Origin of the sequence: Pseudomonas frederiksbergensis (assembly GCF_000802155.2) — a bacterium.
Taxonomy (GTDB): Bacteria; Pseudomonadota; Gammaproteobacteria; order Pseudomonadales; family Pseudomonadaceae; genus Aquipseudomonas; species Aquipseudomonas frederiksbergensis_A.
Map to the genome: position 1 here is coordinate 209,678 of NZ_JQGJ02000002.1, position 19,565 is coordinate 229,242.

A 19,565-nucleotide genomic window follows, 5' to 3' on the forward strand; every position below is an offset into this window, starting at 1 on the left:
TCAGCTCCTTGAAAGCGCGGCATTTTTTTAAATTTCATCACTAACATCCGTTTTTTTGACACAAGAAAACGAAGTTTAGTGAAGTGAGATTCATATAAATCAGTAGCTTACAAACCTTCGTTTTTTTGGATAAGCGGTACGATCATGCTTCTGAAGGCGTCCTATGCTTAGGCTTCAGGTGCACGATTGGAGCATGAATGGATGGTCTCTGTCGGCGATTTTTGCTCAGTGGGTACGGCGTCCGATCTGCTGGTCGTAGAAGCTGTGTGGAAGCAGCGCGGTGGGGTCGTACGTCTCTGCAAACTGTCTAATGGACTCCACTTGGCTCTGCCCGAGGAGCGGCTGACCCTATCAACGGATCCCGTCGGGGCCTTCCGAAAGCATATGGACAAAATCGTCCGAGCCTCTCGCAAAAAGTCCAGAGCCTCCGCTGAGCCCGTGCACGAATCGAATCCTGCTTGCGAGTTTGCAGAGTACCTTGCCATTACTAAGGACGAGGGGGCCACGTATCGGATCAAGTCAATCACTTACTTTCTCATACTGCTGGAATCACAGTACCTGATCCCTAACTACTCTCTGAAAGCTCTATGGCGAGACGTCTGCGCCAAATGTGACCTGCTGGACATCGATGCGCCAACACTCGGGTTTGTAAGAGACCGGTTGCATAACCAGCATCGCTCATTGCTCCTCGAAATGATCGGGCGATAGCTATGGAGTTTTCAATAGGTGAAGCAGTTTTTGTGGATGGTAAGGAGGGCATCTACCTAATAGACGGCGATGTTCCGGAGCGGGGCTGTTACCGGGTCAAACTCTCCGGATTACCTGTGCCTTCAATTGAGGTACCTAAGAGCAAGGTTCACAAGATCAGTACCAAGGCTGTTGAGCAAATCCGCGCTGCAAGTGACGTTGGTGTCGAAAACGTCGAGCCGGACAATGAGGTCAGGCCTGTTTCCCCGTATACCCCTGAACAAACTATTGTGGGGACTGCACGGGAGGACGTGATCAAACCACTGTACCTGGGACAGATCACCAAAGAGCAGGCTGAGCAAAAACTGAGCCTCGGGCGAACGGTTGTGAATGATCTGCTGCGCCGCTATCGAGAATGGCAATCATGGGAAGCGCTGGTGCCCGGTGTTTCTGGACGAAGAAAGGGCGATACTCGGCTAGAGGATGAGGTTGAAGAGATTCTGGCGAAAGCGATCGAGGACGACTACAAGGGGCCGGGTGCATCTGTAGTCGCTGTACTCAACCGTGTCCGATGGGAGTGCAACGCAATTTCGAAGAATCCGCCTTCAGCCTCAACGGTTGAAAGACGGTGTGCCCAAGCGTCCATGCGCAAAGCAGTTGCTAATACCCAAGGCCCCGTTGCGGCGCGGGATAAATTCGACTCCTTTCCCTTTGGTACAGTCACGCAGCATGCCCTCCAGCTTGGACAGGCTGATAACAGTCCACTCGACTGCCAAGCGGTCGATCCTGATACTGGAAAAGTACTGGGGCGACCGAACCTGACCATCATCAGTGATGACCATACCGAATCCTATTTAGGATTCTGGTTATCGTACGCTGCGCCATCAAGAAACACACTAGCGAATGCTTTCTTCATGGCACTTCAGCCTAAAGATGAACTGCTGGCGGAGTTCGGGCTTTCTGCACGGTTTAAATGGATGCAGTACGGAAAGTTGTCCAGATTGAGGACAGATGGAGGGGGAGATCTCAATGCCAAAACTGTGCTTGCAACGCTCGCAAAAAATGACATACGTCACGAACGTAGAATGCGGCCACAGAGCGGCGGCAAGGTAGAGCGTAAGATTGGTGTGGTGAACCGTTATTTCATTCAGACGCTGAACGGAGCGATAGCATCGAGTAGGAAAATCGCAAGGGGGGAGAATCCAGAAAAACTTGCTGAATACTCCATAAAAGATCTTTTCATTCTTATTATTACCCAGATATGTATTCTGCACGAGCGGCCTGGCGAGGATGGTTTAACGCCCAATCAGCGTTGGATGCGAGACTTCGGTGAAAAAGACGGTGTAATACGAACACCCCCAGTAGTCAAAGACGCAACCCAGTTCAAGATCGACATGCTCCATCAGAGGAACATACATGTAAGGCGTGAGGGGCATCTGACACTGGGGTTGTTGTATGAGCCCGGCCCGTACTGGAACAGAGTCGGAGAGCCAGTCACTCTTAAACTCGATTACGGCAACTTGCATAGGGCGTGGGTGATGGACAAAGGGCTATGGGTTCCTGTCAAACTTATCAACGCAGATAGTTATCCGAAAACGATGCTGGAGTGGAATGTCGAGCGCAAATCCGGACTTCCAGTAGGCCAGCATACCCCTGAAGGACTTCAAGCTATGCAGGAGCAGCATCACCTCAAGCAGTCCCTTCTGACTCAACAGCAGGAGCGTCGGCTGCAGGAAAGTCGGGATCTTGAGGACAAGATGTGCAAGATCAATCAGCCTGCATCCAGCTCAGTGCTGGAGCCCAAAGCGCCTGCAAAGCTTCACCAAGGCCCTATACCAGTCATGATGGGGGATGATCTGTGACCCACTTAAGCCCCCGGGCATTGGGGCTACTGGAGCTTCCTCGTGAGGAGCGGGCGCTCGCGTGCATGCGTGACGTATTCCTTAACTACCCTACAGCGATGGCTGTGGAGCACAGTGCCAAGCGGCTACTCGCATCCCCCAGAAATACGTCAAACGCCGGGATGTCGCTCATCGCTCTTCCTGGCTTAGGCAAGTCGACGATTGGAGTGAGCTGGGAGAAGCGAAGCTTTGATCCTGCGTCAGATTGGCCGGGCAAGATCATTTATCTCGACCTGGTTAAAAACAGTGCAAACCTCAGCGTGATGAAGCTGTTCCTAGCTGCAATCGGGGAACGGTTTCATACGCGCCCATTGAACCTCAGCTATCGAGATGTTGGCTTAGCTAAGACTTTGGTTCGTGAGCATAACGTACGCGGGGTTTTTGTTGACGAGGCTCCGATGTTAAGGCTCGCTTTAACTGGGGCGCCTGTGAATCGTGAGCTGGGCTCAATAAAGGGGCTGGCCGGTCACGAATGGCAGCTTAATGTTTTCTTGGCTGGAACACCAGACGAAATGTATGCTTTGTTCGATAATGATGAAACACTAAAATCAAGATTCAACATTCGAGTGGGTTCTCTAAGCTATTGGAAGAATGATGACGAGGGCAAGTCTTTTATTAAAGGGTACTTGTCGTTGATGCCACTAGAGCAGCCCTCCGTGCTCAATGATGATTTCTTTAAAATACTTGAAAACAATACGCTCACCACTACCACTGTTCGAAAGAAATTGATTATTTATAACTCTCGCCGTGCGGTAACTGACCTGACTCGTGAAGCTTGTCGTGCGGCAGTTGAAACCGGGCAAGAATATGTCAATTCGGATTTATTGGTTAGCACTGTGCGCGCAATGAAGAACGTCATCGAAGAGATAAATCTCAATGACTATGCTCGACCGGACATAGGCCCTTATGCGTGAGCGCCGTTATCGTCAGTACAACTGAATGTTGTCTGCTCGAAAACCACGTTACAGGGCTGGCGGGAGGCGAAGCTGCACGCGCAGCAGCGGTGACTCTACTGTTCTGTCTCGAAAATAAGCTGTTCACTTTCGGCGGAGTCTTGGGCGTCCGGCCGGCGTTGCCACTCCTCGCCATAACCCTGCTAAGGCTCGTCGCGATGCCTTGGCCGAACACCAAAGCCTCTCGCCGAAAGAGAACGTTTTTCGGAGACAGGACTCTAGCCGAGGTGGTACGCGTAAAGCTCGGCCTCCCCTGAGAACACAGAATTTGAAAAATTAGCATTTCAGGATTAATGGCTACAGGATTGAGAACCAGGCTCAATGACGATCAAGTCGAATAAATGGTCAGATGCCTCAGGCAACCAAAGGGTCTTGGAGCAGTGCCTTAAGCACTTTCGTACAGTCACTAAGCCAGCCGGCTCACAGACCGCTTCACAGGCAACCCCCTGCGCACCTGAACAAGAGGTACTGCTGCTGGCTGCGCCGGCAGGAACTGGAGCCACCGCATTGCTGCTCCATCTGGCTTCTCTCCTAAGTCTAGACGGCCAAAACGTCCTCTCGGTACTGGGAGGCACGACGCTAGAGCCGACTGATTTCAGGCACGCGCTGAGTATTGCGGTTGGCATGCCAGGCGAGCTCGCAACCAAGGTTGACACGGCCGTGACCGAGCTGGGCCAAGTACAGCATGCTGTGCTGAGCGCCCGAAACTACGAGACGTCTATAATTCATGATGCTCAGACTTATCTAAAGGGAAGCAAGGACGCAAACACCAACTTCTGGATCATGTGTCATTGGATAAGGAGTTTCAGGCAGAAGGGTTTTTTGTTCTGCGGTCTGCCACAGGCCATTTCCACGCTGGGCGCGAGCTTCAAAACCGCATCGATCAAGCATCGCATTTTCACGCTTGAACCTATGGCGGAAGGCGCGGCTTTTGACCAGTTTGTTGCGGATGTAAAAGCTGGGTTAGTGGACAGATACGCCGCTGACGTTGTAGTTGCTGTGGATACGACTATCGTTCATGAGCGCTCCGGCGGTCGCATCGGCGCTGCTATAGATGTCCTGGAGCACCTTCTCACGGAGATGACTGCTCCGGTTGACACTGTTGCGGAGCCGAACTGGTACTACCTGGATGCACACGAGGTGAGCCAGGAAAGGAAATACGAGCCAGATCACAATCAGGTACCTATCCAGGAACCAGTGACTCCCGTACTGGATGAGACGTTTTCGTCTTGGGCTGCGAGACGTAGCTTGGTGCCCCGGAATTCTGCTGACAGCCTATTTGCGGAAAACTTCATGCTGCTATGCAGCAAAGGTAGCGTCGACCCTGATCGGCAGTACGCGAATCTGGAGCTTCTTAGCCATTTCTCTCCCCGCGAGCGATTGCTGATTTCAAAGCAGTTCAAGGAAACGGATGATGCCTTAGTAGCCTATCCAAACGCCTTGAACTATTGCCCACAGTGCTTTCACGCAGACCTCAGTGCGGGCTTAAATCCTGCGTGGCGGCTGGCGTGGCAAAAGTCGCGAAGCTGCGTATGCGTGAATCATGAAGGCGGGGTGATGCTGCAGCGGCTTGAAACGGGGAATTTCACGGTCTTAAACAAGGCCTGGGTCGCTTTCAAAGAGCATGTGCAAAGCCCGGCAGCTCGGTTGACGTCCAGCTTTCCGCTTCAGCACTCGAATCCGGAATTCGTCAGCGCTGATAACTCGTGCCTCGTCCATCTAACAGAGCGGGTTCAGACCTGGTTCTACTCGCTGTCAGAAACATCCACCCCGACCAGGCGCGCAGCAGAGTTCCTGCTGGCGTTTTGGCTACAGGATTCAGATGAGAGCAAGACCCAGGGTTTTGCTCGCTCATATTTTTTCTATCGTTTGACCAAACCTCATGCCGGGCTCAAGAAAAAACTACATGGCGAGGTTCGGGATCGCCTCAGGCCAGACTCTGCTAAGCCTCGTGATCTCGCGGTTGCGTATTGGATGCTTGGGGTGAGTTTCGAGCTGATCTCCGATGTGGAGGCTGTTTTTATCAGGGACACGACTCGGGCCTATTCGACACCATTTCCCGTGAACAGATCGGAGATTGCTACCTTGGGCACACTGGCGTTCAGCTGGTCACAAATCGCTGCATACTTGAGGTATGCGCAGATCATCTTCAAAGAGAAAGACCTGGAGGCAGTTGTCTGGGCCATTGATGAGACCATTTTCCCCGCGAGTCGTCGAAAGTAATGTAGAAGAACAGGGCAGCGACCGTATTAGGGTCAACCTGCTTCGGACTGTCTCGGGGTGCTCAAAGGCAATGGATGGCGGCCTCAAAGCCGTATGGAGATCAGGTCTCTACACTTTTGACTGGGACTTACGATAAATAACTCAAAGGATACTACTGATGAACAAGTTGACAATTAGGGTGAAGGCAGAGAGTGCCTCTGGCATATCCAGCCTGCTCGATCTCGCACTGACGGAATTGAGGCGAAAAAGCCAAAGGTTGGTTGAATTCGACACTAGCATGGTCGGGAGTCAGGAAGGGACATTTGGCATTATGTCGTGGAATATGCAGTATCGGAACCATCACAAGATGCCTTAGACCCTGATGATCCGTTTGGCTTCGCTGATGTAGGTAAACCTCGAACGCCAAGGAAAGTTTCAGGCTACGAGCACCCGGAAGGTTGGTTCGAAGACTCGATCTTACTCATAAATGACCCGAGTCAACCCAAGTTGAAGGAAGGGCAGCTGCTGAGCTTACATGCGAGAGGTTCGGGGACTTCACATCTACGTACTACTTACTGATCAGGGCGTTGCAACGGTCGCCCGAGACTATCTCCAGCTCAAGTTGAGAACTGGGGGTGCGTAGCCCAACACCCTGGCCCTTCAGGCGACGATACCAGTGGCCAAAAATGCCTGCGCACCGCGCGGCTCCAATGATGAGCTGCGCGTCTTGACGAGAAGATCGAATGGATGCACTGCCTAGGCAGGACTCACTGGTGCCGCCTTTGAGCCACTAGCAATGGCCAGTGTCATCAGGATGAAGCAGGTGGCCTAGTCAGTTGAACCTTCTAAATTGAAGCCGGAATGGAAGATCGGAAATTTCATAAATGCGCTCGGGCCGGGCTCAAGCGGTGCGTTCAATAACGGTTTTCAATTAAATTGAGCGGCGCTTGAGTTAGGAATCGATAAAAAATCGATTTGATTCAACGAGATAGAGTGAAGATCGATACTTCTCGGCATTTTTTCGACATAGATGTTCTGCTGACGGGGACTGGCTGGCTGAGGCTTTCTGAGCAACGCCGCCAGCCAGTCAAAGCCAAACTTATTTGATAAATTGACAGGAAGCGATCCAGAGCTGGGTTACAGCGTCACGAACGGCATTGTTGCGTAAGGGCAAATAGTCTGCTGAATGGGTTCTAGCGGTCTTGAAACTCCTTCATGTTGAATTTTATGATCGTCATCCCTCCCAGTCGGGTACCCGACCAATGGTAGCGGCGTGCAGCCGTTTCACTCCTAACTTATTGAATAATATACATTAATACTGTTTAGAACGGTTCTCCTACAAGGGTGTTGCTTAGCTCTTAACACCACTATAATGAGTGAGGAGCCTAGCGAGTCGCCCATGGGTAGGAGCACAGATAGCCGGAGCCATGCATGGTCAGAACACACACGCTCGTTGAATTTAGACGCAAGCAGCACGAGCTTGAATTGGCCTTGCGCGGGCTGGAAAAACAGCAGGAAGAGGCTGATTACAAGCTCGACGTCGAGTTTTACCTTCGGCTGGAGGCGCTAGCCAAGGAGCATGGCTACTCGTTCGCTCAGGTCTTTGATCTCCTTGAGTCCAGGTACAAGAGCTCCGCTGATAGTGCGAGCGGTAATGTGGCTGGTAGTAGAGGAGCTGAACCTTTATGCCTGAAGACGCGCACGACCACTGGCTTGCTGGACTTGATCGACCGGCTGCAGCCAAATGGCGGGAATGGCGTGAAGAGAGAGTCCGTGCTCGACAGTGATGCCATGCTCACTGTTGGCTTACCCCCTAAACCGGTCATAGATTCACCAGTGCCGGCACTAGCGGTCGAGGCAGATAGTGATGAGCCTGCCAATGAGGAGAAAACAAATGACTAGTGTTCAAGAGTTCTTTGAATTGAGCAATCGAATTACATTGGAGTATGAAGCGATAGTACCCCTTCTTCGAGATCCGGAAGTCGTAAAGGCTGCACGCTTTCTAGCGGAACTCGACGCTCTTGCGAGTCAGTATGATTTTAAACCAGTTGACATAATGACATTGCTTGATCCAGGCCGCGCCGCAGGACTCCCAGCAGCCATTGGACAAAAAATCAAAGGCCCCTCTAATAGGCGCAGCAACGCCAAATGAATTTAGGGTCTACGTATTTACGCTTGTAGAAGTCGACACTAAGAACGGAGTCTATGACTGATTTTCTGGCCGCTTTCATAGGGGCTGCTGATTCTGCACCATGTAGTCAGTGAATATCTTCGGGAGTGAGTTTCAAAGATATAGCCTCAATCCATGTATAGGAATGCGTTACTTATTTAATTACTGCTTAGTCGCTTGTGACTCTCTTAATGTAAAGATGGAGTTGGATTGTGAACCAAGGACGCTATTTGCTTTTTCTTGATATCTTGGGTTTCAGTGAGCTTGTGGAAACAAAATCCGTCAAGGAGGTGTACGCCGTCGTCGACAATGCTCTTCAGGCTTTTGGACGATGGGAAGAACTCAATGCCTTATTTAAAACCATCTATTTCTCGGACACCTTTGTGTTCTACCAAGATCCAAAAGGTTATGGAAACTGGGCTTTCTTGGATGTCTATGCCATTGGCGGAATGGTCTTGTCCGCGTTGCTAGCGGCTGGTGTTCCCGCAAGAGGCGCGATTTCATTCGGTGAGTTCGAGGTCGAAATCGACTCCTCTGGCCGACATCAGGTCTATTTCGGTAAAGCCCTGATCGAAGCCTACCAAGCGGAACAGAAGGAAAAATGGATCGGGATCACGATCCTTCGCTCAGCCTGGCAACCCTATGACGCTGCGAATCCAGGGATGATCGATGCGTTTGCCCGCGAGAACGCGTGGCGGCGTCGGGACGACGGGGTTCTACTTCTAAACCCATTGATAAAGCTGCGTGCGTGGTATGACTTGGCTAGGATGGGGGAGGTAGACAAACCTTATTCGAAATGGGATGCCCCCGAGTTTCCTAACGACATTCTTGCGCTCAAATTCATCCGCGACAAAGCCAATTCATACGCCGCTATCAACGATTTCACCAGCCCAGTCGCCGTCAAGTTTCACACATCTCATGATTTTCTGAAGAGCATGCTTGGTGATGAATGCTACGTGTGGGCGCAGATGGCGGCGTTGCCAGGAAATTTTTAAAACTCACCGGTGGTCTCGCCTACCATGGAAGGCCGTTACGTCCCCGGCGCGTCACGATGCACCGTTCGAACACAGGAATTCATTAGACAGGGAGTGCCCATGCTGCAAGCTGCGACAGGAAAGCTGTTCACGAACCGTGAAAATCCACGAACAACGCTTCTCAAGGGTGTTGTCTACTCCAACCTTGATCTCGCAGTCGTAGACCAGGTCACGACCAAAGTGGGTAGGTTGAGCAGCATGGACACCTCGCATCCCCCGACAGCGCTGGGGTATGAGATGACTGAGTACATGGAAGCTGCGGAACCGGCCGCCGGCATTCTTCACTCCAGGACGATGGGCGCCTACATCGATGACTTTGCCGACGTTGCCTCGTTTAGCTTACAGGTCATTTGCTCCCCCGATGTCCACATTGTCGAGCGATTGCTAAATAAAAAACGCCGGCCTGGTGAACCGCACCCGCGTGAGCGCTTGATGCGTTACTACGACACTTCAGTGCGCGCCAACCTTGTAGAAATTAAAGCGTTTGAAGATTTTACTGAGCAATTGATCGGGCTGCGGCGCGAGACTTATCTCGCCGTCATTCAGTCGATCAGAACCTATGTTGCTGCTGTCCACAGGATGAGTGACGACCTCAATCTGGCCTACACGCTCCTGGTCATGTGTATCGAATCTCTGGTGCAGAAATTTGATGGGCATGAGCCTAAATGGCCAGACGTTCCTGAAGACAAGCGGCGCGGGGTGGACAAGGCACTGGCGGGTATCGATGAAGAGCCTTCGCAAGCGGTGAAGGATGCGGTTCTGGACGTCATTTATCCGCGCTTGGGCCATCGCTTTGTGCAGTTCATCTTGGCGCACCTGCCAGCGGAATACTTCACTGCTCAGGCTGACGCCCAAAAGCACCCGATTGGCCGGCGCGACTTGGAAGCGGCACTGCAAAACCTGTATGGCGTGCGCTCCGACTACGTCCACACCCTCAAACCGCTAACCAAAGAGTTTCTGCATTTCACAAGCCACGGCGAAACCTACGAAGATGCTGACAAGCTGACTTTCACTTTCCAGGGGTTGTTTCGCCTGGTACGCGCGGTGATCATCGAGTACGTGCACAAGGCGGACAAGGTGGAGCACGAGCCATATCCCTACGAATGGGACAATCCGCACCTTTTGACGCTCAGGATTGATCCCGCGCACTGGCTTTATGATCCCGAAGGTCTGAATGTCCAGACTCCCCGACGGTACTTAGAGGGGCTTGTACGCCTCCTTGATCAATGCTTGGTCGAATTTCCCAACCGCAAGCTTCGCTATCCAACGCCTGTCATAGACAAAGGATCCAGACTGCAGGCACAAATGCCCGCGCCCATGAGGGTGTCGTTTTTGGCATTCGCCTATTTGGCTAACTATTTTCTTCGAACAGAGCGCGACCGAGGTGAGTTTTTACAACCTGAGGTCGACCTTCTGAATCAACCAGGTGTCGACTCATTGATTGCTCAGGCCCTGATGGGAAGTGATACCGGCTGGACACCTTCCGAGCACAAGAAGCAGTTCGATCAATACTACAAAAAACGGCATACAAACGCCGGCATCAAGGTACCGCCTAACGTGGAAGCCTGCATGGCGTTAGCGCTGGCAGAGCGATACCGCCTTTCCGGCGAAGCCACTGAGGCATCGGCGGCGCTAGGTACGGCGGCAAGGGACTTTCCGCACCTCAAGCAATTGCGGAGCATGGAACAAGATTTCGATCCGAACGCGCCGATCGACTGGCTATCAACCATCTATCCCAAGCTGGCCGTGCCGAGAGCCACGCTGGAATGCTACGGTCTGTAGTCGCTTTGTAGACAACTGTCTACAAACTGCTAGACGACTGGCCACGGGCCGAATAAGTCTCACCCCTTGATGCCGGCAAGATCAGATGATCTTACGCCACCGTTCGAGTTTCCCTTGGGTAGGCGCAATGTCTGTCCGGCCCGGGAGGGGCGACTAATGGTCGTGTGTGGTCAGGTGCGGATTCAGACATCATCAGGTTCCTGACTTTCGAACGTGACGGCTCACGGCCTGCCTAGATATTCCAAGACGCCGTGCCACCTCGGCCTGGTTCAAGCCCTCAGCCATCAATTCCAGGATCTTAGTTTTTGTCGCGGCCGCGCTGACGTCGACAGGATGGGGAACAGCTCCTGGCTGGGTGGGGACATCTGCGTCGAGGAGGCCTTGGCTTTCAAGAGCTTGCTTCAAGTCGATGAGCAACTGGCGGGGGGATTTTCCTCGATCCGATGCATAGACCAAGGTCAGGAACGCCAGTGGGTCGAGGTTCATCGCATGCGCCAGATCCTCTGCCACCTCAAGCGTAACCGCTCGGCTTCCCGCCTCAAGCTTGCTGACGTACGACTGCTCAAGCGACCTGGCGATGTCCCGTTGGGAAACCGCCAGGTGGCCACGAAGGAATTTAAGAGCTGCCGCAAAGGCTACACGCACGGACATTCATTGCGTTCCGGTAAACACAACGGTATCCATGATTTGCAATGTCACACGCAAATTCCTATAGTACTCACTTGTTGACGTTCTGGGCTGGGCCTTGGTTGGCTTCTGCTTTGGGGCCAGGTTTGCAATATAGCCCTAAACCGAGATCAGGCACTTTCCCAGGCATGATCGTCAAAGACCCCTACGATTTTATTGAAAATGCCCAATGAAAATTCAGATTTACTCAGATCTCCATCTTGAGTTTTCCGCTTTCGAGCCGCCCGCCACCGACGCGGACTTGGTGGTGTTGGCTGGAGACATTGGGGTACTGGCCCGAGGCGTGAAATGGGCGAACGCTACCTTTGCTCGACCCGTCATTTATTGCAGTGGGAATCACGAATTTTACAAGGGCAACCTTGATCGCACGTTGGCAAAAATGAGCGACCTGGCGGCACCACACGTCCATGTCATGGAGAACCAGGTGCGGGTCTTTGGCAGCACTCGTTTCTTGGTCGCCACTGGCTGGACAGATTTCACAAGTACAGGCGATCTTGTGGCGGCCACGATGACGTGCGCACGCGAGATGAATGACTTTCGCATGATCCGGACTACCGCAGCTTACCGGCGCATCCGGCCAGCAGATTTGATCGAGAAAAACCGAGCCACTTATGCATGGCTAGATGAGCAGCTGTCTCAGCCGTTTCCAGGGGCGACGGTGGTCGTCACTCATCATGCGCCGATCGAAGAGGTAGCGGGCGAGAAGCAAGACGGCCATGTGAGCGCCGCATATTTCAATCGTTGGTACGACTTGATCCCGAAAGCCAACGTCTGGATTTTCGGGCATACCCACCGCGCTATCGACATCAACCTTGGTGGGTGCCGATTTGTTTCCAACCCGAGAGGCTATCCGCAGGAAGCGACAGGCTTTATCAGTGACTTCACGATCACCGTTTGACGATGGCAGGTGTCAAGAGACCCGCCCGAATCGACGAGGTGATCAATCATCAGGTGTGACTAAATTGTGTGACGAAAATCTGCCCCAGACTTTGGTACAGGCCACTCGTATGAAGTTCGATGTCCCTGTCACGGGGTACCTCCTTGATGCGCGGCCCAGAGAAGGAGGGTACCGAGCTGCCATTTTCTTTGATTCGCTAGGGCGCTATGAGAACGGCGATACCTTCACCACGAGCAAGCTATCCAGCGTAAGTGAGAGCCAAGGGTACACGTTGATCACCACAGCGAACGGCAGTCAGTACGTGGTTGTGAGTCAGCTTTTGTTCACCGAAGAGAAGGTTGAGGGGACTACTCAGACTGTGATTTATAGGTTCGGCCATGACCCAGTAGAGCGCATTTTCGCTGAGGTCATCCCTCAAGCAGCCAAGAGCGAGTGAGCGAATGACTGATGACCCTGCAGTCGATGGAAGGATGCTACTGGTCTGGGTTTACAAGGGAGATCCTTTCAGCCCTCGGCACGCTCAACTCTTTGGTGCAGCGCTGTTATGAATAGTGAGACGAGAAATATTCCGGATGCCGTAGCGGACGCCACTACCCACTGCTTCACAAAAGGTGCTACTGCATTTATACACCGACCACAGGTAGAAGGCTTCTCCCTGGTCGGTTTGGTCTATCAGGATTGGAAGGACAGGTTTAAAAATGGCCGACTGATTCGCACGTCAATCGTGCGCGATTTCGATCATGAGCATGGGTATCTGATCGCAGTGACGCTTACTGGCAGCCGATATGTGCTCATTGAGCCAGATCACGCCATTGGAAGCATCCCACAGCTTAGCCACTGACGAGTTAGCTCTCCTTACGATGATCGTCAGCTCCTAGTGAGTCACGCTGAATGTTTCAAACGCGACCCCATCAATAGGGCGGATGACCAGTGAATGAGCCTAGACGTATCGTTGTAACGTGCCGAGCCGCCGAAGGTAGCGGCGATCTCATCGTCGATCTTCCTGTAGAAGTTTTGCGAAGCATGAATGTCAGTGACGGGGCGTCGTTTGGAGTAGAGGTGGTAGACGGGGTGATAGTGCTCACGCCAATACGTGCTCTCGAAATTCCGCCTCCGCCGTATAGATATGATCCAAACAATCCAATATTTCTCCCGCTTTCGACCAACGTTCGCGTTCAGTGTTGGAGCAAGGCGTATCTTGGATTTCAGCTCCGAAGTGAGGGCGTTCTGGAGTTGGCTGCTGATGTGCTGGGTACAAAAAAACGCGCATACCGTTGGTTCATTGCTCCGGTTCGAGGGTTGGGCGGGTGTGAACCCTGCGCCTTGGTGATGTGTGTCTCGGGTTATCTCCAAGTGTGGAATTTCTTGACACGCTTGGCCCACGGGATAGTCGCCTAAACGGGCGGTCGGTTTTGCTTTGCACCAGGCGCATGGTTGACGGTGGCCGCTGCGGCCATGTCCAAGCCTGAGGCTAAAAGCCTTGCAGTCTCCAGAGTGCTCATCGGTGCTTCGATCGCATCAGTGGTAGGCGTTCCGCTGGGTGAGGCCGTGAGTGAGGGCTGGCGTTGGGAAGATGCGTTGCTGCTGATGGCGGTGCTCAGCGCTCTAGCTTTGGCAATGGTCATTCGCTGGATTCACGTGCCTGAGATCGAAGGGTCTCAACTCCAATCTACATTGTCAGACCGACTCCGGGCGGTGTGCCGCCCCGACATTGTCCGGGCACTGCTCAGCTACTTGTTGATTTTCGGTGGGATAATGGCGGTGTTCAGCTATCTGGCTACCTTCCTCGTCCGCTACACACAACTCCCGACAGCCTACATCACACCGGTGTTAGCGTTGTATGGCGTTGCTGACATCGTGGGTAACCTGATTTTGTCCCGGCGCATTCCGAGTCAGCTTGAGGGAATGTTCAAGCGGCTCCTGATCGTGCTTGCGATCTCCTTGACGGCCATCTCTTTACTCGGCGCCTCAGTCTGGATGATTATCTTCGTGATCGCAGTTGTGGGCAGTTGCCACGCCGCTGCAGGCCTGATGACGGGATTGATGTACTACGCCGGGCGGGGGCCAACGCTCAACTCGTGGGCGCTTTCAATGTCAGTGCGATCAATGTCGGAATCATGCCGGGCGCTATCACCGGAGGATTGCTCATCGACCATATTGGATTGGCATTCATAAGCTGCCTGGGGGGAGGGTTCGTACTGCTTGCGTTGCTGGCCAGGACTCGCCTAGCGCCGGCCTAGCCTACAGAGCGACTTGATTCTCGCGGCGCGATCAAGTATCAAGAGGCTATAGAGTCAGGATACATTTGCTGTAAGCCAACATGAAATTTTAAGTAGATATACATCAAACTTTAGGGAGTTTAAGGGGCTGCGCGCATGGATATTCATGATCATGGATTTTTTTGGTGGGCTAATAAAGGGCCCGAAGAGGGAAGCGCTGCTGGCCTGTTAAGTATCGATTCAAGTGGTTTGATTCAGTTGGAGCTGCATCAGACTCTGCCTGGGCGAAGTGGTATGGGTGGCGCTCTCGGACAAAGGCTTGATGACTCCATCGTTTTGTTTGGCTGTTTAAAGTCAAATGGGCACTACGTTTTGCTCCGAGGCTTGACTGCTTCCAAGGGGCGTACGGGTATAATTTCATATGAGGTTTTTGTCGCTCGCGAGTGTTTTATCTCCCAAAAGCTCCCAAGGGCTGAAGGACTTTTCAGGCTACGTATCTCATTGGATGGCTTACAGCAATGGATTCGGCCAGGTCGCATTGGTTTTGTTGGGCCTTCAAATGGTGATGGCGATGACAGTAGTAAAATATCTACGAATTTTGAGCTAAATTCAGATGATGCGTGGAATATCGAGTCAGGCGTAGTCGAAATTGCTCATGATTTTACCGGGTACGAGCCGGGATTGTGGGCGCATTCGATTAACATTGGCATGAGTTCTCATCTTGTTTATACGCCTACTTCGACTACAACGAGCGAAGAAATGCTCGCCTGGTATCGAGCGGCTCAAGACTTGTTGATGATATTGGCCAATTCAAATTTAACCCTCAAGTGGCCGAGAGTGTTGTGGAAGGAGGAGGGTAAGGATGTTGGCGCTGACTTCTATTTTCGCCGCAACACGCCCTCTCGTGAGGAGGTGCGATGGGATGAGACGCTGCTACCTTATGCGAGAATCCGAAGCGTCTTTGGCAAAATGATAGAAACTTGGATTGATAAAAGGAAGAGCTTAGGGCCTGGCATAAATCTCTATTTGGGGACTCGCCGAAATAAGTCTCTTTATGCAGAACATTATTTCGTGAACCTGGTGTGGGGATTGGAAGCGCTGGATCGCCGTGTAGGCTCGTCCCCGTGCGAAGACCCAAACTTAAAAAATAAAATCCAGAAATTGCAGGAATTTGTTAGTGATGCGAAGGATTTAAATCGCAGCGATCGTAAGTGGTTGCGGGGCTTGCTGGACTCGCGAAGCTCCGAAAGACCACTATCAGATAGACTTTATGAACTGTTAAAGCCGGTGGCCCTTGGCATCGATGATGCAAAACTTAAAGCCTTTACCAAGGCTTGCGCGGACTTGAGGAATGACCTGTCTCACCATGGAGGGGAAAGGGAGGTTGGAGATTATGAGCGCTTTATCACAGGAGTAATTAAAAATAGTGATGCACTGTCTAAGCTATATCTATTGCTCATCATAAATCTTCTTGGTGTGGATGAGGCTGAGTTAAGAAATATCGTGTATCGAGACCCTGGCTCGATTGTATTCAAAGAATCATTTATCAAGGCAGACCTACTTCCGGATGTCGATCTAGATGCGATATTTGAGCGGTATTTTGCAGAACCTCGCGCTCCACAGCCGGAGGCAGAAGGTGACATTCTCTCGTGAGATGCGGCCTGGCTAATTCAAGCGCCTGGCGGCTTCTGCTCAACTGCCGTCGACAGAAGCCGCCAGGCGCGTTGTTGCCGACAGATTCAGTTAGAGTCGATTGGCAGTTACACCTATAAGGCATGCGCCCTGTGGATGGCTCCTTAGGACGTGCTGCCCTATGATCGCTCAAGGGTTTTGCGAGGAGTGAAACATGCGGGATAAAGTCCATCCGTTCCCATTTGATGCGCAAGCAGAGCTTGTAATGAAAGCATTTATGCAAGCCACAGGGGAAAAACTCAACCGGGCACAACGACAGGTAGGTGGGGGCGATGACGTCCAGCGATTCAGTCATGGCGGATCGTGGCAATCGCACCACAGTTACGACCCTGATCGCGTTGACCAGATGCAGACGATCGAACACGAAACAAGATTGCGCTTCGAGGAGATCATGGAGGGCAGGCTCGACGTCATCGAGCGCACGGTTGATGAGATATCCAATAGCATGGCGGACAGCTATGCGAAAGCATTTTACAGAATGCTCTCCGATACCTGCGAAGAACATGGCAATGTCATTGATGGATCCGCAGGTACCCTGGGTGAACAGATGCTCAAGGCAATCGAGACAGTCGAGTACTCGGTCGACCGAGATGGCCAGGTATCGCTGCCAGAATTTCGCATGCATCCCAGCCTCGCGAAGCGCCTCCACTCAGATCCCTCGCTGCACGAGCCACAACTGCTCGCCAGGGTCGAGGAGGTCAAGAAGATCAAAATCACACAGGCCTTGGCAGCGGAAGCTGCGCGAAAAGCTAAATTTCGTACTAGGGAACAGTGATGGCCGGTAAAGTTTTACTGAGCATCGGATGTGACAACTACCACTTTCCTCCGCTCGACCCATTATCTGGCGCGGAGCGTGACGCGCTCTCGATTTTTTCTGCGCTGTCGACAGGATCATTGAGCAGTATCGCTCCAGAGGATGCTTACTTGCTCCGTTCTCCGGGTCGAGGTGAGCTGGATGCGACCCTACTTCAGATACAAGACAGGTACGATGAAATCGAGAGCTTCACGCTATTCTTTGCTGGCCATGGCGGCGAAGCGAACGACAGCTATTTCCTCTGCCTAAGCGATACCCGCGCTGATCGTCTTTCCACGACGGGTTTTGCTCTCAGTCGACTTTTTGAGTACTTCAACGAACTAAAAGCGGCCCACTGCAATGTCATCATCGATGCGTGCCAGGCCGGTGGAATGGTTTCCAATTTGGGTATCCTGCTCAAGCCAGAAGTCATTGGGAAGGCCAAAACATTCGGCGTCTCATTCTTCGTATCGTCAGCGGCAGATCAGTACGCCGGCGAGACCAATCGAGGTGGCTATGGAACCCTCGCGTTGCTCAAGGTGCTAGACGGGGAGATCGACACGGGGTCGCGAGCACCCATGCTTGATTTGCTGGACATAGGCCGTCCAGCCGCTCAGTTCGTCTCAGATCAAACCCAGGGAAGACAAATGCCATCCGTATGGGGCGTCAACCTGTACGGCTCCATGCCTCTGTTCGGTAATCCGCATGCCTCCGACAATTCAGTGTCCTCGCTGCTGGGGATAACTGGTATTTCACCCGCTTCACCTGCCGGGCAGGCTATCAGCAGCCACTCTGCCGAACTCTACAAGTTGATGTTTGCCCCTGAGCATGAGTTGACGCCTAAACGCCTTTTCCCCGTCCTTTCCAAGTTCATTGATCGTCTGGCCGAGATACCCAACGCAGCTGGCTCGTTCATTGGCGGTATCTGGCAATCATTGGAGAAAGTGGCACGGCGCCACACCAATAGCTTTTCCCGGGTCGAACTGAGCGCGACCTGCGCTGCACTGCTTCTTCAGTCCTCCCAGAAAGACAGCGCCTCCCACGAATGTATGGGAGGGCTCGCCCATGAGATCGTGGCAGAGATTGAGTACCTGCTTTGGGACATCGTGAAAGAGCTCCAGCAGAACCCCAGTTCGTTATGCAGGCATGGAATTCCCGACCTGTTTTACCTTCCGCAACGTATTTCCCGGATATTGGGTTGGGCAGGCGCAGCTGTGCATCTGGCTCGGGAGCTTGGCCTTAGCGATGCTAATCTCAGAAAGGCTCTGGAGCAAATGAGTGGCCTGATAATCAAGCATTACGCTAGCGCCTGTGCGGGCATGAGCGAAGATGAGGCTCCTTACTGGGCGGCATTCCTTACAGCCGCCAATACTGATGAATTCAACGGCCTCGGCGAATTGGTGGTCAGTACATTGATTAACGCGCTGATTGAGCATGGCGGGCGACTTGCTCGGCCGCTGCTGTCGGCAGAGGATGTGTACGACTATCTCAAGGCGCGCGCAGACAAAGACCTTGCGCAATTAAAACGCTTGAGCAGTTCACCTTCGGAAACATTGGCGCTCGTTCTACTCCTCAGTCGCCGTCACTCCCTCGAAGAAGAGCTGGACTACAACCTGGCAAGTCTTGATCACGCCCACCTCAAAATCTTCCTTCCGCAAAGCTACCTGGAATTCAGCCAGCCATTTGTTCACAACGGTATAAACCACGTATTCCAGATTGGCCAAAAGGTTTGGACGGTGGCGGATGTCGTTCAGCGCTGGGAGGAAGTGTGCAAGCCGCAGATGGTTCATGACGCCTCGCGTCAGAATCCCGCGACGAGGATAGGAGCAATCTGCGCGTCACTGATTTTCCCGGATCGGGTGCCATGGTTTTTGCTCGGCGACCAATGACCTTGAGCGCAGCGAGGGCTTCTGAGTTAGGCCAGGTGGGGGCTGAGAAGTAATAGCCTATTCAGTCCCCCAGATCGGGCCGCACGATCTTCCGTATGGCGTACAGCTGCAGAGTTAACTCGTACAGGCGCGAACTGAAGCTGTCCAGAAATACATCCGTCACCTCGAAGTATTTGCCTTGACTGTCATTGCGGCGATGGAGGATCTGTTCCCCCTCAGGATTGGTTATGGGATAGGCATGGATGATGTCCGAGCGTTCTGCGTTCATCGCCTGAAACAGGTCAACCGCCAAACTGCCAGGTACGCTGACATCAGGGTTGGACAGAGCCCCTTTCTCCACAGCATGTCGAAAGGCGTTGAGCAATCCTCCACCCATCAGCCCTATGGTGCAGTCGTAAGAAACCTGTTCCCCAACCTTGATGTTTACGCATACAGCTATCAACTGGGCATCCTCAAGCCCGAGCCTCAAATGTACAAGTGGGCGTGTGATCAACTGAGTGTTACCCCGAGTGGCGCATTCGGATCCGACGACGAGGTGCACATGATCGGTGACTCCATCCGATGTGATCGTGATGGCCCAACGGCCTTGGGCATCACAGGCCACCATCTCAATCGTAGGGGAGGCGGGCAGATGACGAGCTTGCTACAGTTCGCCCAG

The 19,565-nt window shown here is 52.6% G+C and carries 15 protein-coding genes; 13 read left to right on the forward strand and 2 right to left on the reverse strand.

What is annotated here, in order from left to right; translation table 11 throughout:
• Window positions 1-710: 710 nt before the first annotated feature.
• The 7 genes from JZ00_RS04030 (at window position 711) to JZ00_RS04065 (ending at window position 10,729) form a co-directional block, all read left to right on the forward strand.
• Window positions 711-2,549 (forward strand): integrase, encoded by a 1,839-nt coding sequence (locus JZ00_RS04030; protein ID WP_039588493.1) that lies wholly within the window; start codon window positions 711-713, stop codon window positions 2,547-2,549.
• Window positions 2,550-2,614: 65 nt separating this feature from the next.
• The gene (locus tag JZ00_RS04035; protein ID WP_039588494.1) at window positions 2,615-3,502 is read left to right on the forward strand and encodes a TniB family NTP-binding protein; all 888 of its coding nucleotides are present in this window, start codon (window positions 2,615-2,617) and stop codon (window positions 3,500-3,502) included.
• A 360-nt stretch (window positions 3,503-3,862) separates the two neighbouring features.
• Window positions 3,863-5,764, forward strand: coding sequence for a TniQ family protein (locus tag JZ00_RS04040; protein ID WP_039588495.1), 1,902 nt, complete (start codon window positions 3,863-3,865; stop codon window positions 5,762-5,764).
• A gap of 1,410 nt (window positions 5,765-7,174) precedes the next feature.
• Window positions 7,175-7,645 (forward strand): hypothetical protein, encoded by a 471-nt coding sequence (locus JZ00_RS04050; RefSeq protein ID WP_039588497.1) that lies wholly within the window; start codon window positions 7,175-7,177, stop codon window positions 7,643-7,645.
• Window positions 7,638-7,895 carry a hypothetical protein gene (locus JZ00_RS04055; protein WP_039588498.1) on the forward strand — a complete coding sequence of 86 codons (258 nt, stop codon included), beginning with the start codon at window positions 7,638-7,640 and terminating at the stop codon, window positions 7,893-7,895. The genes JZ00_RS04050 and JZ00_RS04055 overlap by 8 nt, the downstream gene beginning before the upstream one ends.
• Window positions 7,896-8,125: 230 nt before the next feature.
• Window positions 8,126-8,908, forward strand: a complete 783-nt coding sequence (locus JZ00_RS04060; RefSeq protein ID WP_039588499.1) for a hypothetical protein — start codon at window positions 8,126-8,128, stop codon at window positions 8,906-8,908.
• Window positions 8,909-9,007: 99 nt separating this feature from the next.
• Window positions 9,008-10,729, forward strand: coding sequence for a hypothetical protein (locus JZ00_RS04065; RefSeq protein WP_039588500.1), 1,722 nt, complete (start codon window positions 9,008-9,010; stop codon window positions 10,727-10,729).
• A gap of 192 nt (window positions 10,730-10,921) precedes the next feature.
• On the opposite strand, the gene JZ00_RS04070 is transcribed toward JZ00_RS04065, so the two are convergent.
• Window positions 10,922-11,380 carry a helix-turn-helix domain-containing protein gene (locus JZ00_RS04070; protein ID WP_039588501.1) on the reverse strand — a complete coding sequence of 153 codons (459 nt, stop codon included), beginning with the start codon at window positions 11,378-11,380 and terminating at the stop codon, window positions 10,922-10,924.
• A gap of 205 nt (window positions 11,381-11,585) precedes the next feature.
• On the opposite strand from JZ00_RS04070, the gene JZ00_RS04075 reads away from it, so the two are divergent.
• From JZ00_RS04075 to JZ00_RS04100, 6 genes are all read left to right on the forward strand, one after another.
• Window positions 11,586-12,314, forward strand: a complete 729-nt coding sequence (locus JZ00_RS04075; protein ID WP_039588502.1) for a metallophosphoesterase — start codon at window positions 11,586-11,588, stop codon at window positions 12,312-12,314.
• Window positions 12,315-13,337: 1,023 nt separating this feature from the next.
• Window positions 13,338-13,712 carry an antitoxin Xre/MbcA/ParS toxin-binding domain-containing protein gene (locus JZ00_RS31875; protein WP_160300868.1) on the forward strand — a complete coding sequence of 125 codons (375 nt, stop codon included), beginning with the start codon at window positions 13,338-13,340 and terminating at the stop codon, window positions 13,710-13,712.
• 57 nt (window positions 13,713-13,769) lie between these two features.
• Window positions 13,770-14,489, forward strand: coding sequence for an MFS transporter (locus tag JZ00_RS04085; RefSeq protein ID WP_235433044.1), 720 nt, complete (start codon window positions 13,770-13,772; stop codon window positions 14,487-14,489).
• 200 nt (window positions 14,490-14,689) lie between these two features.
• Window positions 14,690-16,186 (forward strand): ApeA N-terminal domain 1-containing protein, encoded by a 1,497-nt coding sequence (locus JZ00_RS30710; protein ID WP_152668399.1) that lies wholly within the window; start codon window positions 14,690-14,692, stop codon window positions 16,184-16,186.
• 193 nt (window positions 16,187-16,379) lie between these two features.
• The gene (locus tag JZ00_RS04095; protein WP_039588504.1) at window positions 16,380-17,000 is read left to right on the forward strand and encodes a hypothetical protein; all 621 of its coding nucleotides are present in this window, start codon (window positions 16,380-16,382) and stop codon (window positions 16,998-17,000) included.
• The gene (locus JZ00_RS04100) at window positions 17,000-18,907 is read left to right on the forward strand and encodes a caspase family protein (protein ID WP_039588505.1); all 1,908 of its coding nucleotides are present in this window, start codon (window positions 17,000-17,002) and stop codon (window positions 18,905-18,907) included. Before JZ00_RS04095 ends, JZ00_RS04100 begins: the two co-directional genes overlap by 1 nt.
• Window positions 18,908-18,968: 61 nt before the next feature.
• On the opposite strand, the gene JZ00_RS29700 is transcribed toward JZ00_RS04100, so the two are convergent.
• Complete coding sequence (locus JZ00_RS29700; protein WP_152668400.1) at window positions 18,969-19,448, reverse strand: hypothetical protein; 480 nt, start codon at window positions 19,446-19,448, stop codon at window positions 18,969-18,971.
• Window positions 19,449-19,565 lie beyond the last annotated feature (117 nt).